This window comes from Gordonia sp. N1V (genome assembly GCF_029269935.1).
Classification (GTDB): Bacteria; Actinomycetota; Actinomycetes; order Mycobacteriales; family Mycobacteriaceae; genus Gordonia; species Gordonia polyisoprenivorans.
The window spans coordinates 60,373-77,433 of record NZ_JARJDD010000027.1; the positions used below are offsets into that span (position 1 = coordinate 60,373).

The following is a 17,061-nucleotide window of genomic DNA, read 5'->3' on the forward strand; positions in this document are numbered from 1 at the left end:
CGTCACACACCGCCGACAGCGCTCTCCCGACTCGCGACAGCGCCCTTCTCCACGCCGACAGCGCCCTCCAGACCCGCGACAGCGCTCTACCGAGCGCTCTCGAGGCGCGGGTGAACGCCATCGACGCAGACGACTACTGCCCTGTGGGCGTGAAGAAGATCAGTCGATTGCCGAAGGGATCGGGCACTCGGACCTCGTCCCGCCCCGGCTCGTGGACGAGTCCGATCCGCAACGGGTAGATCGTGCTGTCATGCAGCCGACGCTGCAGAGCAGCGGCGTCGCGCACCCGGATGCGCACCGCACATCCGGGTGTGGCATCGCCGTGGTGCTCGGATAGGTGCAGCACGCACCCCTGCCGGGATACCTGGCGATAGAGGGGCATTCCCGGTTCGAAGCGATGCTCCCAGTCCACACCGAATCCGAGGAAGTCGAGGTAGAAGCGGTCGGCCTCGTCACCGGGAAATGTGCGCACGATCGGAACCGTGATGGGATCGGAGCAATTCTCCGACGCTGCTGCGCACGTGTTCCAGTCGCGGAAACCCAACTGTGCCGCGACGATTTCGAGCGCGCGTGAATGAGTGATCGTCACGTCCGATTCCGCGAGGCGTGCTCGCAACGTGACGGCCATGGCCTTGGGGCTGAGATGGTTGTCCATGAGACGACTCCTGGTGCGGCGGTGGTCGATACGTCAGTGATCGAAGGTCGGGTTCTCCATTGCGATCACCGTACCCACCGCGACAGCGCTATCGACAACGCCGACAGCGCTCTCCAGACTCGCGACAGCGCTTCGCCGAGCGCGCTCGGCATCATGGCGGGCGCTGTCGGCGTCGTGCCGGGCGCCGTCGACGACTATGTGATCGGCACCGAATCCCAGAAGTCGCACTGGTGCTCGGCACGGAAGTCGACGCCGTGCACTCCGTCGGCGGCAAAGGACTGCACCGGACCGCTCGCCCCCGACACCGACGGCCACTGCGGCTGGTCGGCGGCCGTGGGTGTACCCGAATGCGCGAACGACGTCCAGTACCCGATCATCGCCGCCGACAGCGTGGACTGGGGAGGTCGCGGGGCGAGGTTGGTGCCGTTCAAGTCGAACAGGTACGGCAATTCGTCGGCGTGGAACGCAGCCTTGGGCACTGCCAAATTGTCCCCACCGCTCACGTTCGGCCCTGACGCATCGGCGAATTCATAGGTGAAGGTCGTCGCGTGGCCGGACAAGTCGTGGGCCGCCCGAAGGGTCGGGCAGGACCACCCCGAATCGGTGAACACCCGCGCCAACGCGGCGGGCGCCGACGAGAACGACGACAACGGATACCGCGCGGCTACCTCCTGTGCCCGTACCCCGTACGCGGCCCGTAGGTCGGCCGGATAGGACTCGGCGGTGTAGGCGTGCGGGTCTGCCGTCACCGCGCCTGCGGTGAAGGCGCCGTTCTCTTCGGCGTTTCCGCCGGTGATGACCGGGATACGCAGGGTGGTGCCGTCGGCGACGGCCGTGGCCGGACTCGTGGGCAGCAGCGCGGTGCCGTAGGCGAGTCCGTTCGAGAACGTCTCGTTCTGGGTCAGCAGTTTCTCGACGGGCAGGTCCCGCAGGCAACGCACGGTGTCGGCACCGGCACACCCCAGCGATGCCGCGACCTGCGCACCGGTGGCCTCCGATTGTTCAAGGGGTGCATACGGACGTGACTGCGGAACTCCGGGGAACAGACTTCCGGTGGGGAAATCCAATGCGCACGAACCGGACTCGATGATGGCCTTGTCGATGAGTCCCTTGGCGGCCGGCGAGGTCAGGGCCGCACACGCCGACATGCCGCCTGCCGATTCACCGAACACGGTCACATTGCCGGGATCGCCACCGAACGCCCGGGCGTTGTCGTGTACCCAGCGCGACGACTGGATCTGATCGGCGAATCCGAAGTCACCGGACCCGACGAGTCCCGGCAGTCCGAGATAGCCGAAGATCCCCAACCGATAGTTCACCGTCACCACGACGACGTCACCGGCGTCGGCCAGACGCTGTGCGTCGTAAGACGATCCGGACCCGCTGACATATCCGCCGCCGTGCCACCACACCATCACCGGTAGCGATGAGCCATCGGGGATCCGTTGCGGGGTGGTCACATTCAGGTACAGACAGTCCTCGCTCTGCGTGGGTGGCGGCTTCCCCGGTACCGGCGTCGCCGCCTGCGGACACTGGGGCGCCACACCGGTGGCGTCGACATCGGTTTTCGGGTCCGACACCGGGACCGGTGGCGCCCAGCGCCGATCCCCGGTGGGCGCTTGGGCATAGCGAACACCGGTGAACTGACGGGTGGCCCCGACCGTGTGGCCGTGCAGGACCCCACTGCTGGTCGACACCTGCAGCGGCGCAGCATGTGTGGAGTCATCGGCGCTCGTGCACGCCACACCGCCGACGATGATGACGGCGATCAGCGTGATGGTCGAACTCATTCGTCTCAAGCACTGTGTCATGTCGCCTTCCGTGGGCTGGAGATCCGCGGCGGTCGAATCCGCGGTGGTCGGATTCGCGGTGGTCGGATTCGCGGTGGTCGGATTCGCGTGGTCAGATCCGCGGGTGCTCGGCGCGTAGCCCCGCCAGCACGAATCGGTCGAGTTCCTCGGCCACCGCCGCCGGCGGATCGCCGGCGATGATCCGGCGCAGCCCGAGGTCGAGCGTGACGCGCACGAGGTCGGCGGCCAGCCCCACGTCGAAGGTCCGGAACAGTCCGGCTTTCTGACCGTCGGCGAGGATGGCATCCACCGCTGTCATCTCCTCTCGGTGATGATCGCTCTCGTCGCGGTTCGGGGCGTCGGGATCGTCGGCCGCATACAGCGCCGAGAGCACTCTCATCTCGCGCACGTGGCGAGCGTAGAAGGCGATGCTGCCGCGGATGAATGCCGTGAGCATGGCCTCCGGCGACCGCGCCGCGTTGGCCTCTGGCTGGACCTCACTGCGGCCGAGGTCATAGACGTGCTCGACAACCGCCGCGAAAAGTGCTGCGCGACTGTCGAAGTGGTAGGTGATCAGCTTGCGGCTGACCCCCATCTGTCGTGCGATGCGTACCAGTGACGCCTGGCTGACGCCGATCTGGTCGATGACCTCGACAGCAGCTTCGATCATCTGCTGCCGACGCACCCGCGCGATCATGGAAGTAGCGGCCACCACGGCAAAACTACCACCCCTGGCAATCATTTACCAGGGGTGGAAAATTTATCCGCGAGCCTCCAATGCCTGTGGTGCACCGACCGCCGCGCGAGCCACCAGACCTTGCCTGCGACGGCCCGGAGTGACAGGGTGTGAACCAGCACACCGATCTTACTGTCCAGTAAGAATGGTGTTTTCGTCAGCCTGCGAACATGGAGTTCACCGTGACCTCGTACTTTGTGACCGGTGGCAGCGGATTCATCGGACGCCGCGTCATCAGACAACTACTCGCAACCGATCCCGACGCGCAGATCCACGCGCTCGTCCGCCAGGGCTCACTGCCCCGATTCGTCGACACCGTGCGCAGCTTCCCCGGTTCGCACCGCGTCCACCCGGTCATCGGGGATCTCACCGTCGACGGCCTTGGCGTCGACGACAACGACATCGAGGTCGATCACGTCGTCCATCTCGCCGCGATCTATGACATGGCAGCCGACGCGGCCAGCCAGCATGCCGCGAATGTGGAGGGCACCGCACGGGTCGCGGACTTCGCCGTCGCCCATGATGCGATGTGCCATCACATCTCGTCGATCGCGGTGGCCGGTGACCACGCGGGCGAGTTCACCGAGCAGGACTTCGATCTCGGGCAGGGTTTCCCGACGCCCTATCACCGCACCAAGTTCGAGGCCGAGAAGGTCATCCGCGAGTGTACGGGTTTGCGCTGGCGTGTGTATCGCCCGTCGGTGGTCGTCGGCGACTCCCGTACCGGCGAGATGGACAAGATCGACGGCCCGTACTACTTCTTCGGTCATCTTCGTCTGCTGGGGAAACTGCCTGCGGCACTGCGTCTCCCGTTTCCCGACCTCGGACGCATCAACATGGTACCGGTGGACTATGTGGTCGACGCCCTCGTCGCCCTGATCGGTCTCGACCCGGAATCCGACGGCCAGGTGTATCACCTCGGAGACCGCCGCGAGGTGACGATCACCGAGATGTACAACGCACTGGCCCCATCCCTGCGAGCCCCCAAGGGCATCAACGCGATCCCCCACCAGATCGTCGGACGCGCCACGTCGTTGGCCGGCACTCCCCCGTTACGCCTCGGCCGCAACCTCATCGCCCGCCAGGCCGGTATCCCGCCCGCCCTGCTCGACGGCATGGATCTGCCCGTGACGTTCCGCTCCGACCTGACCATCGCACGGCTGGCCCGATTCGGGATTCGCCCACCGGAATTCGACGACTACGCGCCCTTGCTCTGGCGGTACTGGGAGCGCGCACTCGACCCGGCGCGTCATCGGCGATCCGATCCGCGCGGCCCGCTCGTCGGCAAGGTCGTTCTGATCACCGGTGGCTCGTCGGGAATCGGCAAGGCCACCGCCCGCATGTGCGTCGAGCGGGGTGCCACGGCGCTGATCGTCGCACGCCACTCCCAGGAGCTGGAATCCGCGGCGCGCGAGGTGAATTCGGCGACACCCAAACCCGGAATCCCTCGCGGGCAGGCGATCCCGTTCGTCTGTGACATCACCGACGAGGAGTCGGTACGCGCCATGGTGAAGACCGTCATCGTCGACCACGGTCACGTCGACGTCCTGGTCAACAACGCCGGCCGTTCCATCCGCCGGGCGACCATCAACGCCGTCGATCGCTCCCACGACTATCACCGGGTGATGGCGGTCAACTACTTCGGTGCGGTCAATCTGGTACTGGCGTTGCTACCGCACATGGTCGAACGCAACAGTGGCCACATCGTCAACGTCACCTCGATCGCCGTGCAGGCGCGCGGCGCCCGCTTCGGCGCGTACGCGGCATCGAAGGCGGCACTGGAGGCGTTCAGCGATTCGGTCGCCGCCGAGACCTTGTCGGATCACGTGACGGTCTCCCATGTGCGGCTCCCACTGGTTCGGACACGAATGATCGCGCCGACCGAGCAGTACCGGGACTCGGCCGGGGTGTGGTCGGTCGACAAGGGCGCCTCACGCGTACTGGATGCGATTCTGCGCCGCCCACAACGGGTGTCGACACCACTGGGTGACCTCGCCGACCTGGGCCACCGCTTCGCCCCACGGCTGACCACCCGGATCATGCATCAGGACTACCTCCTCAGCCGCGAATCGACGGCCGCTCTGGAGAACTCCACAGCCGGTGACACCCCGTGACCGACACCCCGTATCTGGCAGTCGATCTCACTCGACTCGAGTCCAACCTCACCGCCATGGCGCGACGCTGCGCCGACCTCGGCGTGGCACTGCGCCCACATGCCAAGACCCACAAGTGCATCGAGATCGCTCGGCGCCAGATCGACTGCGGTGCGACGGGTCTGACGGTGGCAACCATCGGTGAGGCCGAGGTGTTCGCGGCCGCGGCAGAACAAACCGGGTGTCGCGATCTGTTCATCGCCTACCCGCTGTGGGTGACCGCCCACACGGGTGCGCGGTTACGCGAAATCGCTCGCGCGGTGTCGATGCGCGTGGGTGTCGACTCGATCGCCGGAGCGCACCGCCTCGCCGCCGAGGTCGCACGGCCCGATACACATCTCGAGGTTCTCGTGGAGATCGATTCCGGACATCACCGCACCGGGGTGGCGGCCGAACAGGCCGGGCAGGTGGCGGCAGCAGCAGCCGCCGCGGGCCTCGACGTGGTGGGTGTGTTCACCTTCCCCGGACACGGATACGGTCCCGGATCGGCGCGCGCCGAGGCCGCCGCCGCCGAGGTGGTGGCGTTGCGCGACGCGGCACAGTCGTTGCGCGACAATGGTATCGATCCCCGCGTGATCAGTGGCGGATCGACCCCGACGGTCGAGTTCGCCGAAGCCGGAGCCCTCACCGAGATCCGGCCCGGTGTCTACCCGTTCAACGACGCCCAGCAGGTGGAGTTGGGCAGCGCCACCGTCGACGAGGTGGCGCTGACCGCGGTCACCACGGTGGTCCATCGATCGCGGTCGCGGGTGATCGTCGATGCCGGCAGCAAGATCCTCGGCGCCGACCGGCCCGAGTGGGCAACGGGTTTCGGGCATGTCCTCGACTCCCCGCGAGCCCGGATCACCGCGTTGTCGGAACATCACGCCACCATCGACTACCCCGAGGACGACGACCCCGAGGGGCCGGCGAGGATCCCCGATCCGGGAGACCGGATCGAGGTGATCCCCAACCACGTGTGCACGGCCGTGAACCTCGTCGATGACCTGATCGTGAAAGGCCAAGGGGAACACTCACTGTCGTGGCGCGTCGCCGCACGCGGCCGCAACAGCTGAAGCCAGGTCGCTCAGTCGTAGACCCCCTCCACCACCCAGCCGCCGGAGCGGTAGCACAGCAGCAACGCGCGCGAGTCGTCGAGCAGCACCTGCGCGCGGGCACTGATCGCCTCATGCCCCGATTCCGGACCGGCAGGTTCCAGACCGACCGGCCACGGCCCGGCCCACCACCGCACCTCCCAGCCCTGCCGGGAGGGTTCGGGCATCCGGACCATCGTCGGTTCGGCGGTGAACGCGCCTCGCGGGGTGACCTGCACCGGCTCTCCCGCGGGATCGATCACCTCGACCGGCGCGTCGGACGACATCGTCGGTGCCGGTTGGGGCAGGCGGCCCGGCCAGGGCGCCTCCGGGTCGCGCCCGGGCACCGGGTCTTCGCCGAGGGTGATCATCGAGATCTGTTCGGCGGGACCGCGTCCACCGCTGAGCACGGGTATGCGCACCGCATCGCCGCCGAGCAGGCCCTGCACCCGCTCCATGCTGCGGCGCGCTCGTTCGGTCAGTTCCGGTTCGCCGGGCAGCCCGGCACCGGTCAACGCGTGCTGCAGCATTCCGGCGTCGACGACCTCGACGGGCACCAGCCGTAGGACCGCGATCGGTGAATCCGGCCGCGCGTCGCCGGAACCCCGGGTACGACCACTGGTCATCCATCCCTCGAGTTGCCAGCGGATACGGTCGGCGGTCGCCGACGCGGTGAGCGGTTGGCCGCATCGCCAGGTTCGCGAATGACGCTGTCCGCGTTCGGTGATCGCTTCCACCGTCAACTTGGTGCAGGCCACCGACGCATCGACGAGACGGCGGTGCAGCAGTTCGGCGATCCGGCGGCCGGCGAAGGCAGCCGCGTCGATCCGATCGATCAGCGGGTCGCACGGGTACTCGATCACCAGGTCTTCCGGCAGCGCCTGCGTCGAGGGGGGACGGCCCGGCTGGGCGGTGGCCTGCCGATGTGCGATGACCGCGTCGGCGTCGAATCTCGTGGCGACGTCGGACGCCGCCATCGCGGCGAACGCCCCGATGGTCCGTAGGCCGAGCCTGCGGAGCAGATCGACCAACTCGGTGCGGCCGGGCCCGCACAGGGAGGGTTCGGCCGCGAGGTCGGCGATCGGCCGATCCGCCAGGTGCTCACGATCGCCGCCGGGCGGCACACTGTGTCCGGTGCGCGCGGCCAGAACCGCGGTGAACAGTTCGTCGGCGACGCCGACCTGCGACTCAACCCCGCACGCGGAGACCCGGTCGATGAGTTCCTCGGCGAGTTCGGCCTCTCCCCCGAACACACGGGCCGCTCCCGACAGCCGCAGGACCACCAACCCGGGCCGCACCACCTCCATTGCCGGGACCAGGTCGGCGACCGCGGCGGCCACCGGCTCGAACAACCGGCCGTCCCGATGTTCGTCGGCGGTGACGACCGTCATCTCCGGACACACCGATTGCGCCTGCCGTTTACGCATCCCCCGCCGCACCCCGAGCGCCCGCGCCGGGGCCGAGCAGGCGATCACACGATTGGCGTGCAGCACCGCCACCGGGTGTCGGGGCGGCAGATCGGCATCGGCGGCGGCTGCCGTGGCGGGCCAGTCTGGACACCACAGCGCCAGCACCCGCGCCTGCGCGGCCATCAGTTGGCCACCGCACCGGGCGCGTCGGCGGCCACCGACACCGACGGTCCCACCCGTCGGATGTGTACCGCGTCGTCGCCGAATCCCCCTGCGGTGAACTCGATCTCGGCGGAACGTCGGCGGTGGTCGCGACCACCGACGACGATCTGGAGCCGCATGCCACCGACCCGTCCGTAACCCCGATGTGCACTGGCGAGATCGGCGGCCTCCGGGCCGTGTCGATAACCGATCACCCGCGCATCCATCCGGGTGTGCGCGCCGGGCCAGTCGCCGTCGACGACCACCAGCGACGAACCCTGCTGGCGCGCACGGCCCCCGACCACCCGGCTCCGCGAGGGTGCGACGGTGATCCCGCGCAGCCCCACCACGACCACGTCCATGCCGTCGAGCAGTACCGCGGCCACTTCCACCGGGTCGATACCCGGATCGGGGACCACCGCGATCCGACGCAGATCGGCGCCCATCTCCACCGCGGCGAGCAGATTCAGGCGCGGCATCCCGACGATGCCCACCTGGTGTCCCGCCTGCGTGAGGGTGGCGATCATCGCCATCAGCAGCGACCGCGCACCCCGGTAACCGACCACCGTGCCCCGGGCGATCCCGTGCTGTCCGGAGCTCCCGTCCTTCCCGATTCCGCTGCGGGGCAACAGGTCTGCGATGGCGTCCGGTAAGGCAAAGACCTCGGCCGGCCCAGGCTGTACCGAGCGTCTGTCGGGCATCCCCGACATCACCGCCATCTTTCGGCGCAGGGAGTCGAGGGTGTCGGGATCCGCACGTCCCGACCCTTCTCGCCCACCCCGATCCAGTGGCACCACACTCATGACACACCCCTTCCGGCCAGCGCACACAATGCTCGGCGGGCCGGGAAGTGCCACACCATCGCGTCCCATCCGACTCGGGGAATCACCCCGCGAATCGAATGTTTTTTCGATGTCCCGATCGTACGACGCGGCTCCGACAGTCCGCAACCGCGCAGGTCGCCCGAGCTTCTTCCCGAAGAAACAAGACCTTCCCCGCAAAATCTCCCGAGGAAGAACGAAAACACCCGGGAAGAACGAGCGATCTCAGAACAACGTGAGCGCTTGTGCCAGTTCGGGTTCGGCCACCGGATCGTCGACGCCGGAATGCTGCTCCGGGTGCCCCACACGCGAGCCCGACGACCCGGCCAACCCGTGACGTGCCACCATCGGCCGCATCCGTTCCCGCAGCCACGACGAGTACTCCGGGGTGACGTAGGCGCCCCGCCCGTAGAGCGTGCGATATCGGCGGACGAGCGCCGGGTGATGTTCGGCAAGCCAGGTCAGAAACCACGGCTTGGTGGCGCCGCGCAGATGCATCGGGATGACGGTGACGCCCGACGCCCCGGCCTCGGCGAGCGAGGCGAGCAGAGCGTCGAGGTGCGCGCTGGAGTCGGTCAGGTACGGGATCACCGGGGCGACCATGACGTGCGGGGCGAACCCGGCCTCGGCGATGTCGCGGATCAGTGCCAGCCGCGCCGCGGGCGACGGCGTCCCCGGTTCGATCTGCTTCTGCAACTCGGCATCATGAAAGGCCAGCGAGATGCTCAGCGACACCGGCACCTGCCCGGCGGCTTGACGCAGCAGGGGCAGATCGCGTCGCAGCAGCGTGCCCTTGGTGAGGATCGAGAAGGGCGTGGCCGATTCCGTCAGCGCCGAGATCACGCCGGGCATCAGCCGATAGCGGCCCTCGGCCCGCTGATAGGGGTCGGTGTTGGTGCCCAGGGCCACCGGTTCCCGACGCCAGGATCGACGCCGTAATTCCTTGCGCAACACCGCGGCCACGTTGAGTTTGACCACGACCTGCGAGTCGAAGTCCCGGCCCGCGTCGAGGTCGAGGTATTCGTGGGTGGGCCGGGCGAAGCAGTACCGACAGGCATGGGTGCACCCCCGAAAGGTGTTGACCGTGTAGGTGAACGGCAACCCGGACTCCTCGGGCACCCGGTTGAGCGCACTCTTGGCGAGGACCTCGTGAAAGGTGATGCCCTCGAACTCCGGGGTCTGCACCGATCGCACCAGCCCGGCCCGGCCCAGACCCGGCAGGGCACCATCGTCGGCTTCGACAGCCTGTTCGGACCAACGCATACCCGGAGTCGAACACATGTGCTAGGTCTTGTCAATCCAGCGCGCACAACACCCTCGGGGCGGGAGCGGCGTCGACCCACCCACGGGTCTCGGAGTTCAGGACGTCGGGCACGTCGCACACGGAGGGTTCGCAGGGCACACCGGTACCTGCATCGGTCATGATTCGGGTTCGAAGAGTCGGTCGAGATGCTGGTCAATCGCCGCGAGTGCCGCTCGCGGTTCGATGACGTCGAGGTCGAGAAGAGGGCCGAGTCCGGTCAACGCAAGGACCAGATCCGTTTCGATGACCGGGTCGCAACCGCGACGGATATGCCCCTGGCCGATCGCCTCCCGGATGAGAATTTCCACCATCGCGCGTCCCTCCCGCAGTCCGCGTCCAACCTGCTGACGCAGCGATGAGTCGTGCATCGCCTCGAGCACGTAAGCGGCGTTCATACGGCTGGTGGCACGGGAGTCAGGGCGCAGAGGAAGCATCTCCGTGAGGACCACTCGCAGCACGTCGCGAGGATGCGGGGGTTGGTCGAGCGACGTCAGGCTTCGTGAGACTCGGCGAGTTGTTTGTTCCGACGCAAACTCCATCGCGAAGGCCAACATCTCGGCACGAGAAGAGAAGTAGTGCTGCAACTGACCCAGTGAAACCCCCGCCTCAGCGGCAACTTCACGCATGGTCGCCCGTGCCCAACCGCGCTGATCAACGACGCGCCACAGCGCATGAGCGATCGACTCACGCCGCTGATGATGATCAACCTGCTTCGGCACCCGTAACCCTCTCACTGTTGCAATACAGATGACATAATACATCTGACTGAAATAGATTCACGACATGGAGTGCTGACGATGCATGAGCACACGCCGCCCCTGACGTTCTGCAACCCGTCCGCTTTCGCGTTCGACTCCGAAACGGCGATCGCTCTGCTCGCCGACATGCATATTCGGAAGGCGATCGAACGGGGCGACTTTGATGACCTCCCCGGCAGCGGCCAGCCACTGGATCTGTCCGATGCCGATGACCCGGACTGGTGGCTCAAGAGGTTCATGAAGCGCGAGGGACTCGTTTTCCTGCCGCCGTCCATTCAGTTACGAAAAGATGATGCCGCCCTGGACGAGCAACTCGATCGGCTATCGAACGAGAAGGCCGTTCGACGCGAGATTGCCCAGTTCAACGACCGGGTGATGCACGCTCGTCTCCAGCTGCCATCCGGACCGCCGCTCATCACCATGCCCCGTGACACCGAAGCCACGGTGGCTGCATGGGCCGAACGCAAGGCGGCGCGATCTGCGGAAGCACGCTCTATGCCACGTCAAGAAGCGAAGGCGCAGAAGCGGTCTCGCCGAGGTATCTTAGGCAAGGCGGGTCGACGACATCACTGAGACCGCGATCGGCCAGGTGTGCCGGTACCGGTCGACCGCACCGCTTCCCAGGAGGCGGCTCCCTCGCGAACGCACCACCCGGCATCCGTTTGCCGCGCGCCTCACATCCACACCAGACGACTGACTCCCCTTTTCGACGGACAGCCCAGCTCACACCGGGCGGTGTGCCTGAGCGCCACGGCTATCATCGCTGTCATGCCCGCCGACGTCGACAGCCACCGGACACCCGGCCCCAATTTCTTGGTGGCCGGACGCTATCGGCTCGTCTCGCGCATCGGCGGCGGTGGCATGGGCACGGTCTGGCTCGCCCGCGACCAACTCCTCGACCGTGAAGTGGCCGTCAAGCAGGTCCTCTCCACCGAGGGATTGTCGGAGGACTCCGCGGAAACCGTTCGGCAGCGCGCGATGCGCGAGGGCCGGATCGCGGCCCGACTGAGCCACCGCAACGCCATCGCCATGCACGACGTCGCCCTCGACGGCGGCGAGCCCTGGCTGGTGATGGAGTATCTGCCCTCACGCAGCGTCGCCCAGATCCTGCATGCCACCGGCACTCTCGAGATCACCGAGGCCGCGAAGATCGGCGCACAGGTCGCCGACGCGATGGTCGAGGCGCACGCGTCGGGAATCATCCACCGCGACATCAAACCCGGCAACATCCTCATCGCCGGGGGTGGGCGTCAGGCCGGGCTGGTCAAGATCACCGACTTCGGCATCTCCCGCGCCAAGGACGATGTCACCCTCACCCAGACCGGCCTGATCACCGGTACCCCAGCCTATTTCGCACCCGAGGTCGCTCGCGGCGACGAGCCGGCCGAGCCGTCGGATGTGTACTCTCTCGGCGCCACCATCTACACGATGGTCGAGGGTGAACCGCCGTACGGCGTCGACGACAACTCGCTGGTGATGTTGCATCGGGTGGCGCGTGCGCAGATCAATCCGATGAAGCGGGCCGGCGTACTCGAACCGGTACTGTTGCGGATGCTCGAGCCGAGCCCTCGGCGCCGCGTCACGATGGCGCAGGCACGCGACGAACTCGCCCGGATCGCCGCGGGTGAGCACGGCTCCACCGAGCAGGTGCTGACCAGCCTCGTCTCCCGATCCGACCTCGGTCTGAACACCCGGCCCCGCACGGCACCACCCGGACCACCGCCGGCGTCGGGCTCCTCACCCCGCGGTATTGCCTCGAATCCCGCTGCACCACAACACCATTACGATCCCACCCGCGTGGCGACGCCGCCACCCTACGATCCGGCCCGAGCACCCGGCGCCATATCCCGTCCCGGTGCCATGTCCCATCCCGGCGCCCAGCCTCCGGGACAGTACTCGCCGCGCTATCCGACGGCACCGTCCTACAGCAGCGCGATGCCGCCGCTCGGTCCACCCGCGCCGCGCCGGCAGACCTCGCCGGGTGTCCTTGCCGCCGTGGTGTTCTTGTTCTTCGTCGTCCTCGCCGCCATCATCGTGCTGGTGATCGCGCTCGTCTGATCAAGCGCTCGACTGATCAAGCGCTCGGCCATCAAGCACTCGCCCATCAAGCATTTCGGTCGGATCCGGGCGAGGCACGGTTCACCCGATATGACGGGTCGCCGCCCACCGGGTGAGCGCATTCCGGTTGGACTGCTGGGTCTTTCGCAACACGTTGGAGGCGTGGGTTTCGACGGTCTTGATCGAGATGAACAGTTCTTCGGCGATCTCGCGGTAGGTGTACCCGCGTGCGAGCAGCCGCAGGACCTCGAGTTCCCGGCGGGTCAGCGAGTCGAGTTCGGGGTCCAGTTGCGGCTCCGGCGTCGACGATTTGCCGGTGAAGGAGTCCAGCACGAATCCGGCCAGACGCGGACTGAACACGGCGTCGCCCTCGGCGACCCGACGGACCGCGTCGGCGAGTTCGCTCCCGTCGATCGTCTTGGTCACGTAACCGCGGGCACCGGCGCGGATCGTGGCGATCACGTCCTCGGCCGCGTCGGACACCGACAATGCCAGGAACACCGGGGCATCGACGCCCAGCGCGTCGGTCACCCCACGCAGCACCGCGACCCCGCCGCCGGCGGGCATGTGCACATCGAGTAGCACCACATCCGGTCGCAGACGGGTGATCCCGGCGATCGCCTCGGCGACCGTGCCCGCCTCGCCGGCGACCGTCAGACCGTCCTCGCCGGCGAGTTCGGCCCGCACCCCCGACCGGAACACGCCGTGATCGTCGACGAGGAACACCCGGTAGTGCCCGGTCTGCGGCGCTTCGATGGTCATGATGCCTTTCCGTGGTCGGTGCTCGGATCGTCGGTGTTCGGTTCGTCGGTGGCGTGCTGGTCGGTGACTCGCTGGCCGGGGCCGGTGTGGTCCGTGCCGGTGTGGTCGGAACCCAGGTGCCCTGCACCGCGATTCCCGGGAGTCCGGACGACCGAGGGATCCTCGCCGGAAATGGGGATATCCGAATGCTTTTCGAGATCGGCCCCGGCCTTCTCGTCCTCGTGCGGGACGGAATCCCCACGGGGCATGGTGACCCGCACATTGGTGCCACGCCCGGGCGCCGAGCGGATCGACACCTGTCCGCCGACGCGTTCGGTGCGGGCCCGGATCGACCGTGCGATGCCCTGACGATCACCGTCGACCCGGTCGGGATCGAAGCCGACGCCGCGATCGCGCACGTACACCTCGACCTCGTCGTCGCCGACCTCGAGGTAGACATCGATCTTGCGTTCGCCGGAGTGCTTGGCCGCGTTGATCAATGCCTCCCGGGTCACCCCGATCAGCGCGGGCCACCGTTTCGCGATCGACTTGTCGGGCTCCTCGTCGGGCCGCAGATCGCCGACCGTCACCACCTCGACCTCGACGCCGTAATGGTCTTCGATCTCGCCGGCCACGCTGGTCACGGCGGCAACCAGGGACCCGCCGCGCTGCGCCGGATCACCGAACAGCCACGTCCGTAACTCGCGTTCCTGGCTGCGAGCCAGGCGCGCGACCTCCTCTGGCTTGGCGGCCTGCTTCTGGATGAGGGCCAGCGTCTGCAGCACCGAGTCGTGCAGGTGCGAGGCGATCTCCTCGCGTTCGGCATTGCGGATGCGCGCGGCCCGTTCTTCGTTGAGGGCGCGCCACATTCGCATCCAGAGCGGCACCGTCAGCAACAGCACGCCCAGCAACGTCGCACCGACGGCGAGGAGCGTCGTACTCAGTCCGCCGAAGTTCCGGGTGCCGGCGAACACGATGACGACCAAGCCCCCGATCACCAGTACCGCGCCACCGGCCAGTCGTGTCCAGGTCAGCAGCGGACCGTGGGGGCGGGCACGCGCCGAGGTGTCGAATTCGCGCCAGACCAGGCTCGCACCGACGGCCACGAACACCAGCGGCACGAGGTAGGTGGCGGGCGTACCGGATGCGGCGAAACCCACCACGCTCATCGCGACCAACCCGATGAGCGCGAGTCCCCACGCCTGCCTGCGCTCGGACGGGCCGGGAGCGGCGACGTCGTCGCCCGGCGGGCAGAAGAACCACAGCAGCGCGTAGGCGAGCGCGCCCGCCCCGGCCATCGCGGTCAGCACGACGAAGACGACGCGGACCCGGAATGCGTCGACGCCGAGGTGGTCGGCGACGCCGCCGGCGACACCGCCGATCACGCGGCCGCCACTGCGGCGCATCAGTCTCTGCGCACGCTCGACGTCGGTTGCCATGCCTTCGATACTTCCATGATCGTCGGGCCCGGGCATCAGGGTTCACCCCGGTGCCGACCCCGAAGACCGCGACACCGGCCGGCGTCGGCGACGCGTCGATCCGGGTGGATCTCAGGGTCGGTCCCCGATGTGAGCTCGCCACGAACCGAGCACGATGAGTGCCATGGACACGACGCAGCTTCGGACGCAGCTCGAACGGCTGTGGGCCACACGGCCCACCAGACCGGCCTCTCCGCGCACCATTGCCGGTGTCTGCACGGGCATCGGTGAGCGCTACCGGGTCGACCCGACGCTGGTGAAGGTGGCGTTCGTGGTGGCGGCCGTCTTCGGCGGCAGCGGGGTGCTCCTGTACCTCGCGGCATGGATCGCCTTTCCGTCCACCACCCGGGTCCGCACGCACGCCGCCGGCGGCGATCGCGGTGCCTCCCGCGGGTGGCACAACAATCCGACGGTGATCCTGTGGGTGGTCGTCGTGATCGTCGTCTCGTCGGTGTTCTCGCGTGGCCCTTGGGGTTCGGGCGGAATCGTCGGCGGCATCCTGATGCTCATCGGATGGTTGTTGCTGTTCCTGCGCACGCCCGAACCACCTGCAGATACCAGCGTTTCGACCGTCTCGGCGCCGGAACCGCCGCAACGATTCGTCCGCTGGACCCCGCGCGCGGTACGAACCGGTGCCGCATCCACCGCATCGGCGTCGGTACCCGGCGCACCGGGTGCGGTCGATCTCGCCAAGCCGGCGGCCGGGGTCACCGCATCACCCACCGCGAGCACCACAGCCCCGACTTCCGCCGCACCGACCGATTTCATCGAGGCCACACCCCCGTCGTGGGATCCGCTCGGGGCCGCCCGATTCGCCTGGGATCTCCCCGAACCCACCACACCCGCGACGCCACCGACGCCACCTGCCGCGCCCCGCCGATCGGCGTTCTCGTTCATCGTGGTCGGCATCGCGGTCCTGGTGGTCGCAGGCGGGATCGCCGCCCACGGACTCGGCGCCGGCTGGTTCACCGTGCCACACATGCTGTCCCTGGCATTGGCCGTGATCGGAGCGGGTCTGCTGGTCAACGGGCTGCGCAGGCAGTCCACACGCTCGCACCCGGGGGCGTTGGTACCACTCGCGGTCGGACTCTCTGCGGCGGTGATCGTGACCACGTTGCTCGCCGGAGCCGCCTCCGGTGACCACCGGTTCGGTATGCCCGGCGGCGGAGTCGGCGAACGGAACTGGAAACCGATGAGCGAGAACGACATCCGCGACGAGTACACACTGACCATGGGCAGCATGACGCTCGATCTCCGCGACGTCGACCTGACGACCGACGAGACGGTGCACCTGCGCAACGGAATCGGCGAGATCGTCGTCGAGGTGCCCGCCGGGATGAACGTCCGGGCCGAATGCACAGCAGGCGTCGGCGACTATTCCTGCCCCGAGGGACTCGACGGCGGCAACGACGGCACCACCGGCCCCGTGCTCACCATCGACGCCCACACCAATGTCGGCAGTGTGAAGGTACAGCGATGAGCAGCTCCGGCAACCCCTGGACAGGAGACGAGATGAACAGCACGACACCATCATTCGGCAATGGCGATCACAATGACACCGACCGCGCACCACAGCGTCGGGCCCCCGTGGTGGCGTTGATCGGACTCGCCGCCCTGCTGGTGGCAGGCTGGGGACTCGCCGACGGGCCGACGCTGCCCGACCCGGCGACCATCGGGTGGGCCCTCGTCGGGATCGCCGTCGCCGTCGGCGCCCTGCTCATCGCCACCGGAGCACGGTCGGCCCGGTCGCGCTGAGGGTCGGCGCGATGCGGTTTCACCGCATCGCGGTGCTCACCACCCGTCGGCGCTCATCGGCGCGGTACGGCGCCTACTCCCACTCGATGGTGCCCGGCGGCTTACTGGTGACGTCGAGGACGACACGGTT

At 67.9% G+C, this 17,061-nt stretch carries 15 protein-coding genes; 6 read left to right on the top strand and 9 right to left on the bottom strand.

The genetic code is table 11. The annotated features are described in order from the left end of the window. Nucleotides 1-133 precede the first annotated feature (133 nt). The 3 genes from P3L18_RS24700 to P3L18_RS24710 all read right to left on the bottom strand — a co-directional run bounded on the left by P3L18_RS24700 (nucleotide 134) and on the right by P3L18_RS24710 (nucleotide 3,157). Nucleotides 134-655, bottom strand: coding sequence for a glyoxalase superfamily protein (locus P3L18_RS24700; protein ID WP_006367544.1), 522 nt, complete (start codon nucleotides 653-655; stop codon nucleotides 134-136). A 194-nt stretch (nucleotides 656-849) separates the two neighbouring features. Then, the gene (locus tag P3L18_RS24705) at nucleotides 850-2,445 is read right to left on the bottom strand and encodes a carboxylesterase family protein (protein ID WP_276115550.1); all 1,596 of its coding nucleotides are present in this window, start codon (nucleotides 2,443-2,445) and stop codon (nucleotides 850-852) included. Nucleotides 2,446-2,557: 112 nt separating this feature from the next. Continuing rightward, entirely contained in the window at nucleotides 2,558-3,157 is a 600-nt protein-coding gene (locus P3L18_RS24710; RefSeq protein ID WP_253193903.1) for a TetR/AcrR family transcriptional regulator, read from the bottom strand. A 206-nt stretch (nucleotides 3,158-3,363) separates the two neighbouring features. Here P3L18_RS24710 and P3L18_RS24715 point away from each other — a divergent pair, with 206 nt between their 5' ends. Beyond that, nucleotides 3,364-5,295: an SDR family oxidoreductase gene (locus P3L18_RS24715; RefSeq protein ID WP_276115560.1), complete on the top strand. Its 1,932-nt coding sequence runs from the start codon at nucleotides 3,364-3,366 to the stop codon at nucleotides 5,293-5,295. Then, a complete protein-coding gene (locus tag P3L18_RS24720; RefSeq protein WP_276115551.1) occupies nucleotides 5,292-6,389 on the top strand; it encodes an alanine racemase in 1,098 nt (365 codons plus the stop codon). Before P3L18_RS24715 ends, P3L18_RS24720 begins: the two co-directional genes overlap by 4 nt. A gap of 11 nt (nucleotides 6,390-6,400) precedes the next feature. Here the strand turns inward: P3L18_RS24720 and P3L18_RS24725 are convergent, their stop codons facing one another. From P3L18_RS24725 to P3L18_RS24740, 4 genes are all read right to left on the bottom strand, one after another. Continuing rightward, entirely contained in the window at nucleotides 6,401-7,999 is a 1,599-nt protein-coding gene (locus tag P3L18_RS24725; protein ID WP_276115552.1) for a DNA polymerase Y family protein, read from the bottom strand. Then, a complete protein-coding gene (locus P3L18_RS24730) occupies nucleotides 7,999-8,820 on the bottom strand; it encodes a hypothetical protein (RefSeq protein WP_276115553.1) in 822 nt (273 codons plus the stop codon). Before P3L18_RS24730 ends, P3L18_RS24725 begins: the two co-directional genes overlap by 1 nt. A gap of 243 nt (nucleotides 8,821-9,063) precedes the next feature. Then, the gene (locus P3L18_RS24735) at nucleotides 9,064-10,101 is read right to left on the bottom strand and encodes an Rv2578c family radical SAM protein (RefSeq protein WP_035726757.1); all 1,038 of its coding nucleotides are present in this window, start codon (nucleotides 10,099-10,101) and stop codon (nucleotides 9,064-9,066) included. Between the two features lie 156 nt (nucleotides 10,102-10,257). Beyond that, a complete protein-coding gene (locus P3L18_RS24740; protein WP_276115554.1) occupies nucleotides 10,258-10,860 on the bottom strand; it encodes a TetR family transcriptional regulator C-terminal domain-containing protein in 603 nt (200 codons plus the stop codon). A gap of 78 nt (nucleotides 10,861-10,938) precedes the next feature. Between P3L18_RS24740 and P3L18_RS24745 the strand changes: the two genes are divergently transcribed. Further along, the gene (locus P3L18_RS24745) at nucleotides 10,939-11,472 is read left to right on the top strand and encodes a DUF1992 domain-containing protein (protein WP_276115555.1); all 534 of its coding nucleotides are present in this window, start codon (nucleotides 10,939-10,941) and stop codon (nucleotides 11,470-11,472) included. A 195-nt stretch (nucleotides 11,473-11,667) separates the two neighbouring features. Continuing rightward, nucleotides 11,668-12,957 (top strand): serine/threonine-protein kinase, encoded by a 1,290-nt coding sequence (locus P3L18_RS24750; protein WP_276115556.1) that lies wholly within the window; start codon nucleotides 11,668-11,670, stop codon nucleotides 12,955-12,957. An 81-nt stretch (nucleotides 12,958-13,038) separates the two neighbouring features. Here P3L18_RS24750 and P3L18_RS24755 read toward each other — a convergent pair whose 3' ends face one another. Both P3L18_RS24755 and P3L18_RS24760 read right to left on the bottom strand, forming a co-directional pair. Next, the gene (locus P3L18_RS24755; protein ID WP_020171740.1) at nucleotides 13,039-13,719 is read right to left on the bottom strand and encodes a response regulator transcription factor; all 681 of its coding nucleotides are present in this window, start codon (nucleotides 13,717-13,719) and stop codon (nucleotides 13,039-13,041) included. Next, entirely contained in the window at nucleotides 13,716-15,137 is a 1,422-nt protein-coding gene (locus tag P3L18_RS24760) for an ATP-binding protein (RefSeq protein ID WP_276115557.1), read from the bottom strand. Before P3L18_RS24760 ends, P3L18_RS24755 begins: the two co-directional genes overlap by 4 nt. A gap of 163 nt (nucleotides 15,138-15,300) precedes the next feature. Here P3L18_RS24760 and P3L18_RS24765 point away from each other — a divergent pair, with 163 nt between their 5' ends. Beyond that, the gene (locus P3L18_RS24765) at nucleotides 15,301-16,656 is read left to right on the top strand and encodes a PspC domain-containing protein (RefSeq protein WP_276115558.1); all 1,356 of its coding nucleotides are present in this window, start codon (nucleotides 15,301-15,303) and stop codon (nucleotides 16,654-16,656) included. A 32-nt stretch (nucleotides 16,657-16,688) separates the two neighbouring features. Next, nucleotides 16,689-16,931 carry a hypothetical protein gene (locus P3L18_RS24770; RefSeq protein WP_079929237.1) on the top strand — a complete coding sequence of 81 codons (243 nt, stop codon included), beginning with the start codon at nucleotides 16,689-16,691 and terminating at the stop codon, nucleotides 16,929-16,931. Nucleotides 16,932-17,061: the final 130 nt, after the last annotated feature.